The 20545-nt window shown below is 65.5% G+C and carries 22 protein-coding genes and 1 pseudogene; 9 read left to right on the forward strand and 14 right to left on the reverse strand.

Annotated features, from left to right (window positions below; translation table 11 throughout):
- Positions 1–301: 301 nt before the first annotated feature.
- A complete protein-coding gene (locus LKE06_RS07275) occupies positions 302–1201 on the forward strand; it encodes a cutinase family protein (RefSeq protein ID WP_227997850.1) in 900 nt (299 codons plus the stop codon).
- Between the two features lie 81 nt (positions 1202–1282).
- On the opposite strand, the gene LKE06_RS07280 is transcribed toward LKE06_RS07275, so the two are convergent.
- From LKE06_RS07280 to lysX, 4 genes are all read right to left on the reverse strand, one after another.
- A complete protein-coding gene (locus LKE06_RS07280) occupies positions 1283–1594 on the reverse strand; it encodes a hypothetical protein (RefSeq protein WP_227997851.1) in 312 nt (103 codons plus the stop codon).
- A gap of 133 nt (positions 1595–1727) precedes the next feature.
- The gene (locus LKE06_RS07285; protein WP_227997852.1) at positions 1728–2345 is read right to left on the reverse strand and encodes a histidine phosphatase family protein; all 618 of its coding nucleotides are present in this window, start codon (positions 2343–2345) and stop codon (positions 1728–1730) included.
- A gap of 59 nt (positions 2346–2404) precedes the next feature.
- Positions 2405–2608, reverse strand: coding sequence for a hypothetical protein (locus tag LKE06_RS07290; protein ID WP_227997853.1), 204 nt, complete (start codon positions 2606–2608; stop codon positions 2405–2407).
- A 108-nt stretch (positions 2609–2716) separates the two neighbouring features.
- Positions 2717–6040 carry a bifunctional lysylphosphatidylglycerol synthetase/lysine--tRNA ligase LysX gene (gene lysX / locus LKE06_RS07295; protein WP_227997854.1) on the reverse strand — a complete coding sequence of 1108 codons (3324 nt, stop codon included), beginning with the start codon at positions 6038–6040 and terminating at the stop codon, positions 2717–2719.
- Between the two features lie 185 nt (positions 6041–6225).
- On the opposite strand from lysX, the gene LKE06_RS07300 reads away from it, so the two are divergent.
- The gene (locus LKE06_RS07300) at positions 6226–6447 is read left to right on the forward strand and encodes an RNA-binding S4 domain-containing protein (protein WP_227997855.1); all 222 of its coding nucleotides are present in this window, start codon (positions 6226–6228) and stop codon (positions 6445–6447) included.
- Between the two features lie 29 nt (positions 6448–6476).
- Here the strand turns inward: LKE06_RS07300 and rraA are convergent, their stop codons facing one another.
- The 9 genes from rraA to LKE06_RS07345 form a co-directional block, all read right to left on the reverse strand.
- Positions 6477–6965: a ribonuclease E activity regulator RraA gene (gene rraA / locus LKE06_RS07305; protein WP_227997856.1), complete on the reverse strand. Its 489-nt coding sequence runs from the start codon at positions 6963–6965 to the stop codon at positions 6477–6479.
- 49 nt (positions 6966–7014) lie between these two features.
- The gene (locus LKE06_RS07310) at positions 7015–7380 is read right to left on the reverse strand and encodes a DUF5313 family protein (RefSeq protein ID WP_227997857.1); all 366 of its coding nucleotides are present in this window, start codon (positions 7378–7380) and stop codon (positions 7015–7017) included.
- A gap of 60 nt (positions 7381–7440) precedes the next feature.
- Positions 7441–7821: a DUF5313 family protein gene (locus tag LKE06_RS07315; RefSeq protein WP_227997858.1), complete on the reverse strand. Its 381-nt coding sequence runs from the start codon at positions 7819–7821 to the stop codon at positions 7441–7443.
- Between the two features lie 80 nt (positions 7822–7901).
- Positions 7902–8360, reverse strand: a complete 459-nt coding sequence (locus tag LKE06_RS07320) for an SRPBCC family protein (RefSeq protein WP_227997859.1) — start codon at positions 8358–8360, stop codon at positions 7902–7904.
- 30 nt (positions 8361–8390) lie between these two features.
- On the reverse strand, positions 8391–9323 hold the full coding sequence (locus LKE06_RS07325; RefSeq protein ID WP_227997860.1) for a CopD family protein: 933 nt from the start codon (positions 9321–9323) through the stop codon (positions 8391–8393).
- Positions 9320–9859, reverse strand: a complete 540-nt coding sequence (locus LKE06_RS07330) for a copper resistance CopC family protein (RefSeq protein ID WP_227997861.1) — start codon at positions 9857–9859, stop codon at positions 9320–9322. The genes LKE06_RS07325 and LKE06_RS07330 overlap by 4 nt, the downstream gene beginning before the upstream one ends.
- Positions 9856–10512 (reverse strand): YcnI family copper-binding membrane protein, encoded by a 657-nt coding sequence (locus LKE06_RS07335; protein ID WP_227997862.1) that lies wholly within the window; start codon positions 10510–10512, stop codon positions 9856–9858. Before LKE06_RS07335 ends, LKE06_RS07330 begins: the two co-directional genes overlap by 4 nt.
- 41 nt (positions 10513–10553) lie before the next feature.
- Positions 10554–11078 carry a hypothetical protein gene (locus LKE06_RS07340; RefSeq protein ID WP_227997863.1) on the reverse strand — a complete coding sequence of 175 codons (525 nt, stop codon included), beginning with the start codon at positions 11076–11078 and terminating at the stop codon, positions 10554–10556.
- 13 nt (positions 11079–11091) lie between these two features.
- Positions 11092–11724 (reverse strand): DUF6474 family protein, encoded by a 633-nt coding sequence (locus LKE06_RS07345; protein ID WP_227997864.1) that lies wholly within the window; start codon positions 11722–11724, stop codon positions 11092–11094.
- A 310-nt stretch (positions 11725–12034) separates the two neighbouring features.
- Here LKE06_RS07345 and LKE06_RS07350 point away from each other — a divergent pair, with 310 nt between their 5' ends.
- From LKE06_RS07350 to LKE06_RS07370, 5 genes are all read left to right on the forward strand, one after another.
- On the forward strand, positions 12035–13699 hold the full coding sequence (locus LKE06_RS07350; protein ID WP_227999319.1) for a TM0106 family RecB-like putative nuclease: 1665 nt from the start codon (positions 12035–12037) through the stop codon (positions 13697–13699).
- Between the two features lie 110 nt (positions 13700–13809).
- The gene (locus LKE06_RS07355) at positions 13810–14373 is read left to right on the forward strand and encodes a VOC family protein (RefSeq protein ID WP_227997865.1); all 564 of its coding nucleotides are present in this window, start codon (positions 13810–13812) and stop codon (positions 14371–14373) included.
- The gene (locus tag LKE06_RS07360; protein WP_227997866.1) at positions 14366–15172 is read left to right on the forward strand and encodes a MerR family transcriptional regulator; all 807 of its coding nucleotides are present in this window, start codon (positions 14366–14368) and stop codon (positions 15170–15172) included. Before LKE06_RS07355 ends, LKE06_RS07360 begins: the two co-directional genes overlap by 8 nt.
- A 251-nt stretch (positions 15173–15423) precedes the next feature.
- Positions 15424–17397 carry a molecular chaperone HtpG gene (gene htpG / locus LKE06_RS07365; protein WP_227997867.1) on the forward strand — a complete coding sequence of 658 codons (1974 nt, stop codon included), beginning with the start codon at positions 15424–15426 and terminating at the stop codon, positions 17395–17397.
- 90 nt (positions 17398–17487) lie between these two features.
- Positions 17488–18306, forward strand: coding sequence for a class I SAM-dependent methyltransferase (locus LKE06_RS07370; protein ID WP_227997868.1), 819 nt, complete (start codon positions 17488–17490; stop codon positions 18304–18306).
- Between the two features lie 49 nt (positions 18307–18355).
- On the opposite strand, the gene LKE06_RS07375 is transcribed toward LKE06_RS07370, so the two are convergent.
- Positions 18356–19123 carry an SDR family NAD(P)-dependent oxidoreductase gene (locus LKE06_RS07375; protein WP_227999320.1) on the reverse strand — a complete coding sequence of 256 codons (768 nt, stop codon included), beginning with the start codon at positions 19121–19123 and terminating at the stop codon, positions 18356–18358.
- Positions 19124–19276: 153 nt separating this feature from the next.
- Between LKE06_RS07375 and LKE06_RS07380 the strand changes: the two genes are divergently transcribed.
- Both LKE06_RS07380 and LKE06_RS07385 read left to right on the forward strand, forming a co-directional pair.
- Positions 19277–20155, forward strand: coding sequence for an SDR family NAD(P)-dependent oxidoreductase (locus LKE06_RS07380; protein ID WP_227997869.1), 879 nt, complete (start codon positions 19277–19279; stop codon positions 20153–20155).
- 52 nt (positions 20156–20207) lie between these two features.
- Positions 20208–20426, forward strand: a pseudogene (locus tag LKE06_RS07385) (TetR/AcrR family transcriptional regulator); the annotation flags it as partial.
- Positions 20427–20545 lie beyond the last annotated feature (119 nt).

Consider the following 20545-nt stretch of genomic DNA (forward strand, 5'->3'; position numbering starts at 1 on the left):
GTCGTTCGCGCTCGAAGTTTGCCGGTACCCCAGTAGCGGTCGTCGAATCGCAACGGCGGCATAGTCATCGAGGCGGAAATCGGACATGGATCGGGGTTCGAATGGCGTCTGCGCAGTTGTGGCCTTATTGTGATCCCCGGTGTGTTTCGATTGTCGGGATGTCGGTCCGTGTAGCGCACGTGATACCGGAGGGGACCCGCGTTGACACGGTGTGTACCAGAACGACATCCTTCGAGGTCAGCATGGCTAGCGACAACTTGTCAGGAACGCCCCTCGAGAGGCAAATATGAACTGGAGCAGTATGCAGTTGAAGAAGGTTGCGGCGGCTGTCGGCGCGTGCGCGGCTGTTGCGTCTGGATTGGTTTTCGGTAGCGGTTCCGTAACGGCGGATCCGGGATGCCCGAACCTCTACGTCGTGGCGATTCCGGGTACCTGGGAAACCGGTCACGACAAGGAGTCGCAGCCCGGCATGTTGTCCGGTGTCACCAATGGGCTGCCGCGCGGGACAGACGTCGACTACGTGACCTATGCCGCGACCGCGTTCCCGTGGGAAGGCGACGTCTACGGCGCTTCCAAGAAGGAAGCGACCGATAAGGCGCGCGGGCTGGTCGGTGCGATGGGCGCACGCTGCGGCGGCACCAAGATCGCGCTGCTCGGCTACAGCCAGGGCGCCGACGCGGCCGGTGATCTCGCGGCCGAGATCGGCACCGGGCTCGGTGTCGTTCCGGCGGACCGGATCGTCGGTGTCGGCCTGATCTCCGATCCGCGCCGTTCACCCACCGACGTGCAGGTCGGCCCGCTCGCCGCGGGCGCCGGTGCGGGTGGCCCGCGAGTCGGCGGATTCGGCTGGCTCAGTGACCGCACCAAGACCATCTGCGCCGTCGACGACCTCTACTGCGCTACCGCCTCGGACGACTTCGTAACCCGGTTCGCGGGCTTCCTGGCGCAGACCTCGGAAGCGAACCCGGCCAATATCTGGCGTTATCAGCTCGAGGCGGGTGCCATCATGAACGACCTGATGGCACGCGGCGGCGTCCCGATCCTGCAGTCGCAGCTCACCGATGGGGCGAACCAGCAGCGGGCCAAGGATCTCGAGGACTTCTACAAGTCGCAGGCGCATGAGCGCTACGGCAGCTATGGGGTCGGCGGTGGTCAGACCGCTATCTCCTGGATGCACAACTGGTTCTCGGGTATGGCCTGATCGGCGCCCGAAACGCGTACTGAACAACTTGAAGGCCACCTCTCTGTACGGGAGAGGTGGCCTTCACCATTTGTCGGGTTCCTAGCCACTTCCGGTCGGCGGGAGCAGCCGATAGAAGTCCGGGCCATCCTGATGATCGCCCCGATCGTGGCGATGGTGGCGATGGTGGTGCGGCCCGTTCCGATCGGGCCCATCGTGCCGGTGCCCGTCGATATTGGTGCCTTGCGGCATGGAATCGTCCGAAACCGCCTGCACCGCAGTGGTGTCGGATGCCGCAGGGGTCTCGGCGGACGCGGTGACGGCCAGGGTGGCGAGCGGAACGGTGACCAGCGCGCCCGCCACCGCCACCCGGGCCAGGCGCCGCCGCAACGAGGTCGATGTCTTGGAGAGCAAAACGAATCCTTTCTCTCGGACTGTGCGCCGCGGGCAGCGGCTCACAAGTCCCATAGAAGGCGCCGACGCTGGGACTGTGGTGCGATCGGCCTGGCAATCGACTGTGAGTGCGTGCGCGAACGCCGACGAAATCTCAAGCTCGAGCAGTGATGTTGCGCGGTAACAGATCCCACACATGCCCGTTCTCGTTGACAGTCGCCGCAGTGCGACGGCCGGTGCGGGAGTACAGGATTCGGGTGATCGAGCAGTAGTCGATCGGGAACGTCAGCGGGCGCGCCAAGCCGAGCACGTCCTGCAGGATCACATTGATCACGCCGCCGTGCGCGAAGACCGCCACCGTCTCGGACGGGTCGGTGGCGGCCGCGATCCGCAGTACGGTGTCACGAACGCGAGTCACGAAGGCGTCGGCGTCGATCTGCTCGGGCAGATGCCCCGCCTTGATCCGCTCGTAGGTTGCCCGCAACTCGACCTTGGCGTCCTCGATCGGAATGTATGCGGGCAGGTCACGATCGTATTCGGCAAGGTCATCCATGATCTCGACCGCGAGCCCCAGCTCGGCCGCGGTCGGTGCGGCTGTTGCCCGCGCCCGCAGCTGCGGGCTGCTCACCACCCGGCTGATCCGATGATGTCTCAATGCCGCGGGCACCCGTTCGGCCTGCTCGACCCCCACCGCGGCCAATTCGGGATCGGCGGGACCATCCGCGTTCAGAAGACGAAGCGGCTGGGCGTGACGGACCAGAATCAACTGCATCCCGCCCACTCTGCCGTACGGGCACGCGCGGAATTACATGGCGTCGGTCGTGTATCGAGCTAGTCCTTGTTGCGGTTGGCCAGCTTGTAGATACCGAAGATGATCGCCGCCACCACGAGTAGGCAGCAAATGCCCCCAATGATGAAGACGAACAAGCCGCCTCCGCCGCGCCGCTTGCGCCGCGCCTGGATCTCCAATGCCGAGGTCCATACATCCGGGCTCGCCCATGTGTGCGCGTCGAGGAGGTTAGTGTTGGTCAGCATTTCAAGGTACATATCGGTCGCCATTTCATTTTCGGTCCTCCACCGAATGATCAAGGGTAGCTGTCTGATTCGTCCGATGTCACCGTGAGGAAGGCCGAGCGCTACCCATCAGCGCGGTTTCACCAATGGGAACGGCAGCGTCTCGCGAATGCTGCGACCGGTGATCAGCATGACGATGCGGTCCACGCCCATTCCGAGTCCGCCGGTCGGCGGCATCGCATGCTCCAAAGCCTGTAGGAAGTCCTCGTCGAGCTCCATGGCCTCCGGATCGCCGTTGGCCGCCAGCATCGATTGCGCGGTGAGCCGGCGCCGCTGTTCGACCGGATCGGTGAGTTCGCTGTATGCCGTGCCGAGTTCGACGCCCCAGGCCACCAGATCCCAGCGCTCGGCGACGCCGGGAATGCTGCGGTGCGCCCGGGTCAGCGGGGACACCGAGGTGGGGAAGTTGATGTAGAACGTCGGTTCCTGTGTCTGGGGCTCCACCAGATGCTCGTACATCTCCAGCACGACTTGCCCTGCGTCCCAACCATGTTGGTAGGGCACATGCGCCCTGTCGCACAATGCGCGCAGCTCGTCCACCTCCGTGCGCGGCGTAATCTCGGTGCCGAGCGCCTCGGATATCGCACCGTGCACGGTCTTTACCGGCCAGTCGCCGGAGATGTCGACCTGATCGAACGAACCATCGGGCTTGGGTCGCAACGCGACCATCGCACCGTTGGCCGCCAGCGCGGCATTCTGGATGAGCTGGCGGCTCGCATGCATCATGCGCTCGTAATCACTGTGCGCCTCATAGGCTTCAAGAATCGTGAACTCGGGGTTATGGCTGAAGTCCACGCCCTCGTTGCGGAAGGTGCGACCGATCTCGAATACCTTCTCCATGCCACCGACACATAGTCGCTTGAGATATAGCTCCGGCGCGATGCGCAGGTATAGGTCGAGGTCGTAGGCATTGATATGGGTGATGAACGGAGTCGCGTTGGCGCCGCCGTGTACCTGCTGCAGGATCGGGGTCTCCACCTCCAGATACCCCCAGCCGTCCAACGAGTCGCGCAGCGAACGCACCACCGCGCTGCGTTTGGCAAGCACCTCGCGGGCCTCGGGGTTGATCGCCATATCGACATAGCGCTGGCGCACCTTGGCCTCGGGATCCGACAGCCCTTTCCACTTGTCCGGCAATGGATGCAGGCACTTGCCGATCATCCGCCAGTCCGCGGCCAGCAACGAGAGCTCGCCGCGGCGACTGTGCCCGATCTGGCCACTGACCTCGATCAGGTCGCCGAGGTCGAAGAATTCGGTGAATTCGGCGCTGCGTCCGGCGCCGACCCGGTCGCGGTCGATCACCAGCTGGATATCGTCGGTCCAGTCGCGGACCAGCGCGAAGATCACCCCGCCGTAGTCACGGATGCGAAGCAGCCGCCCACACACCCGGACGGTGGTGCCACGCGGCGAGCGACGCGCGTCGGCGACCGTATGGGTCGGCGGGTAGGCCACCGGATATGCCTCGACCTGGGCGTTGGTGAGCCGGTCCAGTTTGTCCATCCGAACCCGCACCTGCTCGGGGCGGCGATGCTGCAATTCGGCGATCACGTTGTCGGATAGGTCCGGCGGGCTGCCGTCGGCATGCAATCCGGTCAGTGTCGCGGGCACCGCACTGTAGGCGCCGGTATGGGTCGCGGTGTCGGGCTCCTTGCCGAATCGAGGCAGGAATCCCTCGGCCAGTCCGCTGGCCACCGCGACCCGCGGTAGGTGCCTGCGGTCTTCGAACAGGAAGAACCGTGGCACCCAGTGCGGCCCGTATTTGACGTTCGACCGGTACAGCGCCTCTAACTGCCACCATCGCGAAAAGAACAGCAGCACACCGCGCCACAGCCGCAGCACCGGCCCGGCCCCGATGCGTCCGCCCTCCTCGAAGACCGAACGGAACACCGCGAAGTTCAGCGAAACCTTGGTGATGCCGTGTCGCTCGGAGGCCAGGGCCAGCTGGGAGATCATCAGCTCCATGACGCCGTTGGGGCCGTGCGGATCGCGGCGCATCAATTCCAGCGATACGCCCGTGCGGCCCCACGGCACCAGCGACAGTATGCCGAGCACGCGATCTTGGCCGTCGACGGCTTCCACCAGGAGGCAATCACCGTCCAGCGGATCACCGAGACGGCCGAGCGCCATGGAGAAACCGCGTTCGGTCTCGGTATCACGCCAGGCGTCCGTGCGGGCGATGACCTGCGCCATTTCCTCCGGCGAGATCTCGCGCTGCCTTCGAATACGCACCGTGACGCCATGCTTGCGTAACCGGTTCGCGGCCTGGCGCACCTGTTTCATCTCGGGCCCGGCCAGCGAAAACGTCCGGGTGTCGAGGATGGCCTCATCGCCGAGGCGCAGCGCCGACAGCCCGGCCCGCCGATACGCACCAGCGCCGATTTCGCCAGCGCCCATCACCGCGGGCGCCCAACCGAATTTGTCGGCCAGCCGCAGCCACGCATCGATCGCCTGCGGCCACGCCTCGCGGACACCGACTGGGTCCCCACTGGCCAGACAGACGCCGAGTTCCACCCGATAGGTGACCGCAGCCTTCCCGCTCGGCGCGAACACCACCGCCTTGTCGCGCCGGGTGGCGAAGTAGCCGAGTGAATCCTCGATGTCGGAGCGCTCGAGCAGGCCGCGGATCGCGGATTCGTCGGTGCCGGTCATCGCGTTCGCGGCCCGCTGCGAACGCAGCAGAATGATCACCGCCGCCAGCAGTGCGATCGCGCCGAACAGACCGAGTAGGAAATTGACGAACGCACGCGGATGGCCGTCGAAGTGTTCGTTGTCGACCAGCACCGCCGCGGTGACCCGATAGACCGCCCATGCTGGCCGCTGGGCGCCTTCCGGCAGCGAACCGGGGAACAGTTCCACCAGAGCCCAGCCGAGCAGGCTGCCGACCACCAGGCCGCCGATCAGCACACCGAGCGCCTTCAGGCCCGCGCCCCTGCGCACCCTGGTGTAGAACTCGCGCCACGCCGCGATCAGCACCCCGATCGTGATCAGATGCACCACCAGCGCGATCACGGCGTCGGATCCGCCGTAGTTGACGAAATCGGCCACATTCGACAACGCGTACAAGGCGAGGTAGCCGACCAGCAACCACCACGCGATGCGCTTTCGGCTGGCCAGCGCACCCGCGAGCAGGCCGACCAGCAGCGCCCACATCAGGTTGGTGTCCGGCGCATCGAAGTAGTACGCGTCGATGTAGCGGCGCGGTACGTGCGTCAAAAAGCGCAACGCGGGCGAGAGGCTCCACAGGAAACACAGCACGGCGAACACACCGAGGACCATCCCGGCGATATGCGGGACCTCCCTGAGCCGTCCATGTCCGCGATGCGGGATGGGCGGGGTCGATCTATTCGCGGATGGTGCGGTATCCGTGTGGTGAGCGGCGTGCGTGGGGGTCACTAAACCAGTGTGTACGGTGCTGCCGCCTCGTTGCTCCAAGACCGCCCGGGCATGTCGGTTATCGACGGCTACCAACGTGGGTGTCGGTCGTCACCGTGCCAGATTTGCGGCGCGTCGGGCCGTCGCTCACGCCGAGGGAGGGGGCTGGCGTTTCCCGATTCGCCGTCGCAGGTAAGGATGTACCTATGTCCGATCCAGTCGAAGTGCCGATCGATGACGACGCCATTCGGCTCGGCCAATTCCTGAAGCTGGCCAACCTGATCGAATCCGGTTCCGAGGCGAAGACCGTCATCGCCTCCGGGTTGGTCCGGGTGAACGACGAGGTGGAACTGCGTCGTGGCCGACAATTACACCCCGGCGACGTCGTTGCCATCGCCGGTCACAAGGCGCGCGTCGCGGCAGCGTGACCTGGGCCTGATCGAGCAGCCAGCCCGAATTAGGACTCGGTGCGGACCACGACACCGTCGTGGTCGCTGTAGAGCATGTCGCCGGGTATGAAGGTGACGCCGCCGAATTCGACGGGGACATCGCGTTCACCCGAACCGGTCTGGGTGCTTTTGCGCGGGTTGGTGCCCAACGCCTTGACGCCGATCTTCAGCGTGCGCAGAATCGCCGAATCGCGTATCGCGCCATTGACAATGACACCCGCCCAGCCATTGGTTACACCGCGACCGGCGATGATGTCGCCGACCAGCGCGGTATGCACGCTCGCGCCGCCATCGACAACAAGCACACCGCCATTGCCCGGTTCGCCCAGCGTTTGCTTCACCAGCAGGTTGTCCTGGAAGCAGCGGATCGTGGTGATTCGGCCCGAGAAACTCTGATGGCCGCCGAACTGAACGAACTGCGTATCGCAGCTACGAATCTCGGGGCCGATCTCGTCGGCAAGATCAGCAGTGGCGACAATATTCTGCGATTCGGTCACGGAGTCTATTTTGCCCCTTGCCAGCGAGTTACGACGCTTGCTCGACCCGTCAACGGTGGCCGTGGCGGAGTTCGTAGAGGTCGCGGTCGTGTTCTGAGATCTTGGTGTGATCGACCAGGTCGGGGTCCAAGCCGTGCTGGACCAGCCGGAAGCGGCGCCATACGTAGCTCAGGGCCACGGTGAAAATGACCATTGGCACGATCATCATCACGATGAGGCCGATCTTGAGCGGCATCGGTCCGGGAAAAAGCAGCACCAAGGCGAAGAACGGAATGACGGGTCCGAGGAACCGGACGAGATAGCGCTCCATGGCCCCGTGGCCGACGAGGTCGTGGATAACCCACTCGTGCAGCTCCACGGGGAGCTCGCGGCCCAGATCATAGGCTATCCGCTGCCTTATTCTGGGGCTTTTCATATCTTCAGGCTATGCCCGTGATGCGAGTCACCGCCAGGTCTGAAGGGAATCCAGCGAACTTTAGGCGCGGCCGTAGCGGCGTTCGTAGGACAACCGTTCGTGCGCCTCGCGTCGCTGCACCTCCGCGTCGGCGAGCGCCGGATCGAGCCCGTGTTTGATCAGGCGGCTGCGCCGGTACACGTACATCAGGGCCACCGTGAAGTAGATCAGCGGCAGATACAGCAGCGCCATCATCGCCAGGCCCATCCATGCCGGACCCGGTACCAGCAGGAACAGCATCAGCACCGGAATCACCGGGATCAGGAACCGCATCAGAAAGCGTCGCGCCGCACCGGGGCCGGTCAGGTCGTCGAGAACCCAATCCGACATCGACTCCGGCAGCGTTCGCCCGCAGATGTAGCCGATCCGTTGTCCAATAGTCGGTGTAGTGCGTTCAGCCATGATTCCAGCTTCCTTGGTGGTGGCAGTTCGGGTAAATCGTACATTCGGCCGGGGGAGCCGAGCGCGTGATTTGTGTCGCTTCAGGTGCTTCTACTCGCGTGGAATTCGGCGATCTGGTTGGTCAGGTTGTGTGTCGAGTGCTTGACGGCAATCTTCACGAACGGCTCGATGGTCTTACCGAGGACGCGTCCGGCCAGACCGCCGGGGACGCGATAGTCGACGATCGCGTCGACCGTGGACAGGTTCGCGTCCTTCGGCTTGAACAGAAAGGTGGATTCGACCTCGAACCCCTTGATCGACTTCACCGCGATCGCGGCGCCCTCTTCCCAGCGCACGACGCGAATTGTGGAATGCAGTGTCGCGGGGCCGAGTTTGATGGTGGCGTCGAATGTCGCGCCGATACCCTCGATCTGGTCGCTGACCGGGGTGAAGTCATTGACCTCGGAGATGAATCGCGGCAGGTTCCGGTAATCGTTGACGTAGGCGAATGCGGTTTTGGCCGACGCCGCGCAGTCTTCGACGATTTTCACTTCGGTCATGATCCCACCGTATCGGTGCTCCCGGCCTGGTCACGCTGTGACAGCGAGCGTGGCGGCCAGCCCGAAGGCCAGTGCCATCACCGATACCTCGACCACCGCCCGACGCAGCGATGCCTCAGCGTTCACGCGATGTTCGGCGGCCTGCGACACCCACGTGCGCCGCCACCACCAGCCCAGCGCCAGCAGTCCGAGCAGCACCAGGGTCTTCACCAGCAGGATGCGTCCGTATCCAGTTGTCACCAACGGCGTCACCCCGCCGAGGCGAACCAAACCGTTGACGAGCCCGGTGCAGGCGACCGCCGCGACCAGCGGGCCTGCCAGTTTCGAATATCTCGGCAGCGTCACCGCCCATTCGCCGCGGGTGCGTACGACCAGCGCGAGCGCGATCAGCAGTCCGAACCAGGCCGCCGCCGCCAGCGCGTGCACCGCGCCGAGAACTGAACCGAACGGCTGTTGCGACATATGTCCGGTGATGGGCCGCAGCGCCAACGAGACCGCGGTGAAAACCAGCACCAGATCGGTCGACGCGGTATCGGGCCGCCGGAAGGCAAGCGCCGAATAACAGGTGACCGCACCGGCGCCGACCAGAATGGCGATGCCGACCTGGCCGCCGCTGACATCGACAAGGAAAGTACCGAAGTCGGCGCCATCGAGGCGTTCGATCGGCACACCGGCGACCGCGGCACCCTCGAAGGCCAGCACGGCGAACTCGGCGAGGCACCAGATCGCGGCGAGTACGGCGAGCAGCCGCCATGGCGGTCGCAGCCGTGCGTGTACCCGCGGCAGCGCGGCCAGTCCGAGCACGGTGGCGCCGGTGCCGTCCGCGATCACCCGGACACTGCCCTCCGTTGGCATCGGTGCCGGAATGTTCAGTGCCCAGGCGAGTGCCACCCCGAGCAGGCCGACCAGGACAACCAGCAGCAGGGCCCGCGCGTCCCGGCCGCCGGTTATCGAACCTTTCACGGTTGTTTCCGGCTCCTGCCGCCGAACAGGGCGAACGCGAGGCCGCCGCCGAAAAGCACCACTGCGCCAACGATGAACACCCACAACGGAATTCCATTCGAGCCGCCGTCGTCGGTGGCGCCGTTGTTCGCGGTCGGCTTGGGGCCGGGGGTGCCGGTGCCCGCTTTGCTGAGGGTGAAGTGCCGCTTCCCGCTGACGGGATGCCCGTCGGCCGAGGTCACCCGATAGGCAATGGTGTATTCGCCGACAGGGCCGAGTTCACCCACCTCGACGCTGACCGTCTTACCCTCGACCATCGGCGCGCCCTTGGACCACAGATGGTCATCCGGACCGACGACCGTCAGCGCCGGAAAGCTGGTCTGCAGTTCCTCGTTGAAGGTGATGCTGACCCTGGCCGGGCCGGCGTCAATGGTCGACCCGTCCTCGGGTGTGCTGCCGACCGCCTCCGAATGCGCGGCGGCGGTGCCCGCGGCGGCCAGGCCGACCCCGATCAGCAGCAGCCCGGCTACGAGCGCGGTGAGCACGCGCCGTGTCATGAGCGCCGTGCCCGAATGACGTTGCCGAGGCTGAGCGCAACGGCGAAAAGACCGAGCGCGAGCCCGATACCGCCGAGCCAGCGGGCGGTGTCGTCGGTATCGGCCGACTCGTGGTCGGCTGCCTCGGAGTCGGTGCCGCCGTGGTGGTCACCCGACTTCGGGGCCGCGAGTGTCACGGTCGGAGCGGGGTACTCGGGCTCGGACCCGTCACTGCCCATCGGCTGATCCCAACTGACGATCTTGCCGTCGCTATAGGTCTGCCTGGCCGGGAAGCTGACCTCTCCCTCGGTCGGCAGTGGGCCGATCGAGAGGGCGAAACGCTGGAACTGACCGGGTGCGACTCCGGGTGCGCCTGGCTCAGCGGTCCAGGTAACCGCGGTGATCTCGGATTTGTCATTGCGCTCGATCTTGGAGCTCCAGCCTGGAATGGGCTCCGTGCGAGCGCTTTTCGGGGCGGGCAGCGTCACGGTGAGCGCGGTGGTGTTCGCGGTGTCGGATTCTGTCGGGACCTTGAAGGTGACTACCGAATATCCGCCCTGGGTGGCGCCGGGGGCATCGGCGCTGACGTGCGCGGCGGCGGTACCGGCGGTCAGTAGGACAAGGCCGGTGGCGGTGACGACCGTGCAGGAGGCACGGAAAATAGTACTACGCATTGTGAAAGGCTTTCTCTACGAGCGGAATTGGTGCGAGCCGGTCAGGCAGGCACCGGTGGCGCGCGCGGACCGATCGCGCCGCTCGGATGAAAGCGATAGTGTCGCGCGGCGTTATCCGGCCAGCGCGACGGGCCTGCGATCTTTTGTCGGGCCGGTGGGGTGAGTGCCGCCCGGATCGCGCCGGAGGCCACCACATAGAGCCGTTCGGCCAGCAGGATCAGCGTGGCGCAGGCGAGTGTCGCGACAAGGTGCGCGGCCAGCATCCCATCGGTGGGCACGGCCGCGGCCAGCCCGGATCCATGATCGTGGCCGAGTAAACCGGACAGCACACAGTGCCCGGTGAGCTGGCCGAGCGCGAGCACTCCGGTCACTCCGGCCCGCCCGCGCCCGATCGGCAACCCACCCGCGGCGAATCCCGCCACCGTGGCGACAAGCAGGACCATCGCCGCCTCGGCCGAACTCGGATAACCGCCGCCCGCCGCCCCATGCGCGGCAATGACGAGTGCGCCGACCATGACACCGGCCAGGCAACCGCGCGGGCTGCCTGTGTTCGGTCTGTGGCGCATGTCGGAACCGAGGTCAGTTCACGCCGAGGCGCGCGAGGACATCCGCCTCGATCCCGGACAGCTCGTTCGAGATCGACGCGTGCACGGCACGACGACGGGTCGCGGGCATCTGCTCCGCGGTGCGCACCGCGGTGGTCAGGTTGTCGAGCCGATCCTGGGTGGCGGCGACGAATGCCTTGCCATCACCATTGCTGTCGCCGATCTTGCCAAGGGCCCCTTCGGTATTGGCGATACGAGCCTGTAGCCGGGCGCCATGCCCGCTGAAATCGCCGAGCTGCTCGATACCGATACCGAGCTGATGGGCCCGCCGGTTATCGATCTGGCCGCGCATGAAGGTGGCGCCCCGATACGCGAGCGGAGCGAGCACCGGAATGAGTACGCGGGCAACCCCGAGGTACTTGCGAACCTGGCCGGCGCTGAACGGATCACGCTCGGCCTTGGCCGCCACCTTCAACGCGGCCTTCTCCTCCGCATGCAGTGTCGAGATCTGCGCCTTTGCCACCCTGCGCTGGGTACGAGCCTCCGCTCGGTGCGCCTTGCGATCGTTCTTGGCGCCGAGTTTGGCCTCGATACCGGCTTTGTGTTTGAGAGCTTTGGCCTCGGCCCGACGGCTCGGCCGTCGCTTGCGCTTGGTGAACAACCCCATCGAAGGCCCTCCGTCATGCTGGTTTGCCATGGCAGAACGACGTCGGGGAACGCCCGTCCGCCCATGTCACACGTTTGTCGACACCTTATATGGTGAAGTTTTGCCGCGCCGGTGGCGCCGCGTGTTCGCAGGCATGAGGCATAACGCATCGCGACCATATTGCTTGTGATGAGCGTTGTATCAGGCGATTCGCGGAGTTGTCGGGGGTAGGGACCATACTGCTTACGTGTATTCGGGCATCGGCGACCGTGACGGCCGCAATAACGGAGGCGGCGATCGTGACGGCGCGGCCGACGATCGGCCGGTCGGCGTGCGCGATGCCGCAGCAGCGGGCACGCCCCGCGCATTCGTCGATGCCAGGGCGCTGATCGGGTGCCGTCATCGACTCCACCTCAACGCGGCACATCCGGACGTGCTCACCGGGATGGCCGAGGACGCCGGGGTCCGGCAGCGCCGTGACGCCGCCTCCGCGCATCGGGCCGCGGTGCGTGATGCGCTGATCGCGGCGGATCCCGATGGATGGGTGGTGATCGACCCCGGGCTGCGCGCGGGAGAGCGCGCCGAGGCGACGATGCGCGCGTGTGCGGCTGGTACCCACCATATTTGGGGTGGACTGCTGCCACAGGAGCCCGATACCGGTAGGCGCGGTGGTTCGGAAGTTCTGCTGCGCGACCTCGATCGCGGCGGCTACATTCCGGTGATCGTGGTCAATCACAAGGTGACCGACCCCAGGCAGCCGGAACCGGCCGATTTCCATCCGACCACTTCGGATCTGTATCACTGGGATCCACAACCGGATCCGCATCGCAAACTGCGTCAGCAACCGCGTGACCAGCAGCGCCTCGCCCATCTGTATCGGATGCTGCAGCGCCACGGCCTGGCGAGTCCGGCCCTGGTCGGCGGCGTGATCGGCTATCACTTCGACCGCATTCTTGTCCACGATCTCGCGACCGTGCTCGCCGATTACGACCTGCGCTACGCCGACCGGATCGCCGTGGTGCGCGGCGAATTGCCGACGGTGCCATCGAAGGTGCCCGAGTGCAGGCAGTGCCCGTGGTGGTCGCGCGGCGCCGAGGACGAAGATGGCCGGACGACCGCGAGCTGTGCGGACTGGTTGGCGCAACACCGTGATGTGAGCCTGGTGGCGCCCGGTTCGCGCGCCGAGGTGCTGCGCGGACACGGCGTGCTGACCATCGACGATCTCGCGGCGTGGGTGGGTGAGGATCCCGAGGACTGGCAGCACGGCCCATTCGACGAGGCGGTGGTGACGGCGCGCGCGTGGCTCGCGGGCGCGCCATTGGTCCGCCGGGTCGACAAGGTGTGGGTGCGCCGCGCTGACGTCGAGGTGGACGTCGACCTGGAGAGTTTCCAGGAGTACGGGGCCTACCTGTGGGGGACGCTGCTCGATGGGCAGTACCGGCCGTTCGTCACCTGGGATCCGCTGCCCACCGATGACGAGTCCCGCTCGTTCGGCGAGTTCTGGACCTGGCTGATGACAGTGCGTGCCGAGGCCGTCGCCGCCGGGAAAACCTTTGCCGCCTACTGTTATTCACGCACCGCTGAGGACAAATGGCTCTACGAGTCGGCGCGCAGGTTCGCGGGCCGCCCCGGCGTGCCGACGGTCGAACAGGTGCGTGCGTTCGTTGACGGGCCGCAGTGGGTGGACATGTTCCAGGCGGTGTCGGACCAGTTTATCTGCCCGAATGGCAAGGGGCTCAAGAAGATCGCGCCGGTGGCTGGTTTCGCGTGGCGCGATGCCGAGGCCGGTGGCGAGGCGTCGATGGGCTGGTATCGCAGGGCCGTCGGCTACGACGATGAGCCGGACCTCGGCCAGCGCACGCGATTGCTGGAATACAACGAGGACGATGTGCGCGCCACCATGGTGTTGCGCGAGTGGATGCACCCGCGCGAGCCCACGCGGCATTGCGCGGACGTGGAGGTCCCCGCACTGGCAGATTTCGGAGCTCGCGTCTGACCTGCGGTCTAGTTGTACCCGGTCACGACGTTGGTCGCATCGCAGTGATAGGACCGGATTTACGGATTCGGCTTGACCCTCACGTTGCGTGAGGCCGGAGGATCGGGTCCATGAGTGACTACTACAACGCTTTTGAGATGAGCCCGGTGCCGAATGCCGGCCCGGATGCGGTGGCGCCGGAGCCGTTCCGGGGCATTTATGCAATGCCCACGTTCGTGAAGATCCCGACGAGCGATATGGCGGCGTCGGTGGACTTCTGGGTTCGTGGGTTGGGGTTTATCGAGCTGTTCAGCGTCCCCGACGGGGTTGTGCATCTGCGTCGGTGGGCGTTCCAGGACGTGCTGCTGGTCCCGGCGGGGAGTATTCCGGAGCAGGCACCAGAAATGAGCGTCAGTTTCTCGTGTGTGCTTGACCAGCTCGATTCCGTTGTCGAGGCCTGTCGTGCGTTGCGCCCGAACTCGGTCGACGGTCCACGAGATACTCCGTGGAACACCCGCGATGTCGAGGTGATCACCCCCGAGAACGCACGGATCGTTTTCACTGCGGCGAAGCCCTTTGATCCGGCCGGCCAGGAGGCGCGGAACTTTGAAGCCATGGGGATCACCGCACCGCTTGATGCCTTGGGGATCACCCCATCGGACGCCGGTCGCGGCGACAATGGGGAGCATGCTTGATGCCACTGACACCGATGGCCTGACCGTCGGTCATGTCTCGACCCATCTGGGTGTGACAGTCCGCGCGCTGCACCACTGGGATGACATCGGTTTGGCGCGACCGTCGCTGCGTACGACTGCCGGATACCGGCTTTACACCGCTGGTGATCTGGAACTCCTACAACGCATCGTCGTCTACCGGGAGGTCGGCCTCGGCCTGGACGGGATTCGGGCCGTACTGGACGGCTCAGGCACCGACGTGGCCGCCGCACTTCGCGGGCAGCGCACCCAGGTTGCCGAACGGATCGATCGCCTCCAGGAGCTCAGCGTCGGTCTGGATCGGATGATCGACGCGCACGAGCGCGGCCTGCTGCTGACCGTCGAGCAGCAGGTCGCGATCTTCGGCCCCCAATGGGACCCGGACTGGCCTGCCCAAGCCCGTCAGCGCTACGGAGACACGGAGCAATGGCAGCAGTTCGCCGAACGCTCAGCCTCTCGCAGTCCGGAGCAATGGCAGGCCATCGCCGACACCCTTGCTGACTTCGATCGTGCCCTCGGGGACGCGATGGACTCTGGTGTCACACCTGGCAGCCCAGAAGCGAGTCAACTCGTCGAGCGGCACCGCGAAGTGTTCACTTCTTCGTATTTTCCCCTCACCAGGCAGATGCAGGTCTGTCTCGGCCGCATGTTTGAGGCCGATCCGGAATTTGCTGCCCACTACGACGGCATCCGCGCCGGCCTTGCCACGTGGTTCCGGCAAAGCATCGACGCCAGCGCACGCGCCCACAGCATCGACCCCGACACCGCCACCTGGCAGTAGAGCGAGGGTCCGGAAACCCGCACTCGTGGAGGCGTTTGACGCCCCGCAGCCATCAAGCCCCACTGGCCACCGCCGCGCTCAAACCCCGGGCTAGAGCACTACAACAACGAACGACACCACGCAGCCCTCGGAGGCCGGCCGCCAGTCAGCCGACTGCGACCAACCTCATGACCGGGTACAGCTAGGGGCTGCCCGCGTGATTTCGCCGCGCTGCCTGCTACGGCGCCGGGCCGCGGCGGTACCATCGCGACGTGACTCAGCACGTCGAACAACTCGAGTTCCAGGCAGAAACCCATCAGCTGCTCGAGCTGATGATCCATTCGGTCTACTCCAACAAGGACACCTTCTTGCGGGAGCTGATCTCGAACGCTTCCGACGCGCTGGACAAGCTGCGCCTAGATTCCTATAAGGACAAGGATCTGCATGTCGACACCTCTGACCTGCACATCGAGCTGGAGGTCGACGCCGACAACAGGGTCCTCACTGTCCGGGACAATGGCATCGGCATGTCCCGCGCCGAGGTTGTCGATCTGATCGGCACGCTCGCCAAATCGGGCACCGCGGAACTGCGTAAGAAGCTGAACGAGGCCAAGAGCGCCGCCGGGGATCCGGCGGAGCTGATCGGCCAGTTCGGTATCGGCTTCTACTCGACCTTCATGGTCGCCGACAAGGTCACCCTGACCACCCGTAGGGCGGGGGAGACCGAGGGCACCCGCTGGGAGTCCACCGGCGAGTCGACTTACACCATCGAAACCCTTGATGAGGCACCGCAGGGCACCACGGTGTCGTTGCATCTCAAGCCCGCCGACGAGGACGATCACCTCTTCGATTACACCCAGGAGTGGAAGCTCCGCGAGATCGTCAAGAAGTACTCCGACTTCATCGCCTGGCCGGTCCGGATGCAGGTGGAGCGAACCGTCACCGAGGGGGAGGGCGAAGACAAGACCGAGAAGACGGTCATCGAGGATCAGACCCTCAACTCCATGAAGGCGCTGTGGACCCGTCCGAAGAGCGAGGTCAGCGACGAGGAGTACAAGGAGTTCTACAAGCACGTCAGCCACGGCTGGGACGATCCGTTGGAGATCATCCCGCTGAAGGCCGAGGGCACCTTCGAATACCAAGCGCTGTTGTTTATTCCGTCGCACGCGCCGTTCGACCTGTTCACCCGCGAACACAAGCGCGGAGTCCAGCTCTACGTCAAGCGGGTGTTCATCATGGACAACTGCGAAGAGCTGATGCCGGAATACCTGCGCTTCGTCAAGGGTGTGGTGGACGCACAGGACCTGTCGCTCAACGTTTCCCGGGAAATCTTGCAGCAGGATCGGCAGATCCAGATGATCCGCAAGCGCCTGGTGCGCAAGGTGCTGTCCACGGTCAAGGACCTGCAAGGGGCCACGCTCGAGGAAAAGCCGGATCAGCAAAAGTACCAGACGTTCTGGAAGGAGTTCGGCCGCGTCCTCAAGGAGGGCCTGCTCTCGGATGTCGACAATCGCGAAACCATCCTGCAGGTTTCGTCTTTCGCGTCCACGAACTCCGACGAAGAACTGACGACGCTGGCCGAGTACGCCGAGCGGATGAACGACGGCCAGGACGCCATCTACTACATGACCGGCGAGTCCCGCCAGCAGGTTGAAAGTTCCCCGCACATGGAGGCTTTCAAGGCCAAGGGCCTCGAGGTACTGATCCTCACCGACCCGGTCGACGAGATGTGGGTCGGTTCGGTGCCGGAGTTCGACGGCAAACCGTTCCAGTCCGTCGCCAAGGGCGAGGTCGATCTGGAATCCGAGGACGAGAAGAAGGCTTCCGAGGCGCTGCGCGAACAGCAGGACAAGGACTTCGCCGAGGTGCTGACCTGGCTCGGCAAGACCCTCGACGAGAGCGTCAAGGAGGTGCGCCTGACCAACCGGCTGACCACCTCCCCGGCGTGCCTTGTCGGTGACGTCTTCGATTTCACTCCGATGCTGGAGCGCATGTATCGCGCGTCGGGTCAACTGGTTCCGGAGACCAAGCGGATTCTCGAGCTCAACCCGACCCACCCGCTGGTCACCGGCCTGCGCGAGGCTTATGACACGCGCAAGGACGACGCCGACGAAGGCAAGGTTCCCGAGCTCACCGAGACGGCCGAATTGCTGTACGGCACAGCGGTGCTGGCCGAGGGTGGCGAGCTGAAGGATCCGGCGCGGTTCGCGCACATCCTCACCGATCGGCTCACCCGCACGCTGTGATGTCCGTGGGGCCACCGCCATTGGCGCGGCGGGTGGCCCCAAGGACGGGGGAGCGGATCAGCCTCGGAGAGTCGAAAGGACCGTTCGAATATGTCGGGTGACCCGCTCGCCTCGGCCGAACCGTGGGATCTCGTCGCCGACGGATACGCCGAATTCGCGCCCGCCATCCTGGCGCCTTTCTCCGCTCGCGCGCTCGAACTCGCCGGACTGTCGCCCGATTCGCAGGTGATCGATGTCGCGGCGGGGAGCGGGATGCTCAGTCTGCTCGCCGCCGAATGCGTTGCGCGAGTTCAGGCTATCGATTTCTCCGGCCTGATGATCGAGCGGCTCACCCATGCCGCGAGGGCCGCCGGTCACGACAATGTCGAGGCACAGATCGGCGACGGTCAGGCGCTGCCGTTCGATGACGATTGTTTCGATGCGGGTTTCTCGATGTTCGGCCTGATGTTCTTTCCGGAGCGCCGACGTGGATTCGCGGAGCTGTTGCGGGTACTGCGCCCCGGTGCCACCGCTATCGTGTCGAGTTGGGCGCCGATGGCGGAATCGCCGCTGACGCGAATGCTGTTCGGCGCCTTGGCCGCCGCCGATCCGAGCATTCAGGAGCCGCAGCCCAATTTCCTGAGCCTGGAGAACCCGGAGGTCTTCGCGACCGAGATGGCGCAGGCCGGGTTCGCCGGTGTCTCGATCCAGCGTCACACCACCTCGGTCACCTTCGACAGCGCCGCGCAGATGTGGGAAACCATGGTCCGCAGCAGCGCACCGCTCACGCTGATGCGACGCACGGTCGGCGAGCAGGCGTGGAACGAACGCGCCGCGCTGATGCGGACCTACCTCGACCGGAACTATCGCCCCAACCGCCCGCTGTCCACGACCGCCTTCCTCGGCATCGGCCACAAACCGCAGGCATAAAAACACCGCGCCCCGTCATCATGATGAGGCGCGGTGCGAATGCAATTTTTTACCGCGGCGCCATGCGCAGGGCGCCGTCCATGCGGATGGTTTCGCCATTGAGGTAGTCGTGCTCGATGATGTACTGCGAGAGCTGCGCGTACTCGTCCGGGCGGCCGAGGCGCGACGGGAACGGGACACCGGCCTCGAGGCCCTTGCGGTACTCCTCGGTGACGCCGGCCAGCATCGGGGTGTCGATGATGCCGGGGGCGATGGTGTTTACGCGGATGCCGAACTGGGCCAAGTCACGTGCGGCGGGGACGGTCATGCCGTGCACGCCACCCTTGGAGGCCGAGTAGGCGATCTGGCCGATCTGGCCTTCGAACGCGGCGACCGAGGCGGTGTTGATGATGACGCCGCGCTGGCCGTACTCGTCGACGGTGTCGGTTTTGGCGATCGCGTCCGCCGCCAGGCGCATGACGTTGAAGGTACCGAGCAGGTTCACCATGATGACGGTGCGGAAAAGTTCCAGGTCGTGCGGGCCGTTCTTGGACAGGATGCGGCCTGCCCAGCCGACACCGGCGCAGTTGACCGCGATGCGCAGCGGGACGCCCGATTCGACGACCTTGGCGACCGCGGCGGAAACCTCGTCATTGCTGGTGACGTCGGCCGGAATGAGGGTGACACCGGCTGGCACGTTGTCGCCCGCGCGCTCGATCGACTGTGGCACGTCGAAGCCGAACACGGTGGCGCCCAGATCGGCGAAACGCTTGGCGGTGGCGGCCCCCAGACCGGAAGCACCTCCGGTGACAATGGCGGCGGAACCCGAAATCTCCACGATGGTCCTCTCGTTCGTGACAGCCAGTTGGCCCTTCGTCAATTGCACCCTAGCTAATGCTCGGCGAGAGCCCGATCACGGCACCCACTCCTATCGGAGTCGCTCGCAAACTATTTGCGAACAGGTATGTTCATCGGTGGTACCGTCGCGAGTATGAGTGTGTTCTCCGCCACCCCTGTGGCCGGTCGGCGCGTCCTGATCACCGGGGCGGCGCGGGGTATCGGGGCGGCGCTGGCACGCCAACTCCACGCGGGTGGGGCCAAGGTGGCGCTGCTCGGACTGGAGGCGGACCTGCTCGCCGAGGTCGCGCACGAATGTGGTGACGCGCCATGGCGTTACTGCGATGTCGCGGACTCGGCGCAGGCAGAACGGGTGGTGAACACGCTGGTCAGCGAGCTTGGCGGGCTGGATGCTGTGGTGGCCAACGCCGGCGTGGCCCGGCAACTCGCACTGCTCGGCGGTGATCCGGCGGTAATGGAAGAGACCCTCGCGGTGAATGTGCTCGGCGTTTACTACACGCTGCGCGCCGCCGGGCCGCACATCTGTCATCCGACCGGCTACGCGCTGATCGTCTCCTCACTCGCGGCCGCGGTGAATCTGCCGCTGGCCGGCGCCTATAGCGCGTCCAAGGCCGGTGCCGAGGCGCTTGGCAATACCCTGCGCAACGAGATCAGGCATACCGGCGCAAAGGTTGGCATCGCCTATTTCGCCGAGCTCGACACAGATATGACTACGCGCGGATTCGGCACCGCCGCCGCGCGCGCGATCCTCGGCCGTTCGACCGTTTCCGGAGTCGCTCCGCTCGGTCCCGCGATCGATGCCCTCGAGCGGGCCATTCGCCGCCGCAGGCGCCAGGTCGTTTCGCCGTGGTGGGTGGCGGTGGCACTGCCGTTTCGGCCGATCGCCCAGTGCATCATCGATATCGCGTTGCGGCGTGGCGTCGCGCACGCACTCGACATCGCCCGCACCGAAGACGCACCCTTCACCACCGAGCAGCCGGCCCGGCCCCGCAGAATGGAGCGGCCCAACTAGCGCGACCGTGCGCACGAGCAACCAGCCCCATATCGAACACCGGAGCCCGCGAATGACCGAACCGGCCAGCACCGTACGCCAACTGCCTCGGGGCCGTCACGGCCTGCCGAGGGAGCAGGTGATCGCGTCACAGCGGGAGCGGATCCTGCACGCACTGGCCGATGCGATGGCCGAAAGTGGTTATGTCGGAACGTCGGTCGCGTCTATCCTCAAACGAGCCGGGGTTTCGCGAGAGACGTTCTACGAGCAATTCCGTTCCAAGGAGGACTGTTTCGAGGCGGCCTATGAGCGGGCGGTCGAGCTTTCGCTGGCCGGCATAGCGGATGCCGCCGCGTCGCAATCCGATTCGGAGTCACCCGACCGTTCGAGCGCCGATCCGCAACGGATGAG

It is taken from the genome of Nocardia australiensis (genome assembly GCF_020733705.1).
GTDB lineage: Bacteria > Actinomycetota > Actinomycetes > Mycobacteriales > Mycobacteriaceae > Nocardia > Nocardia australiensis.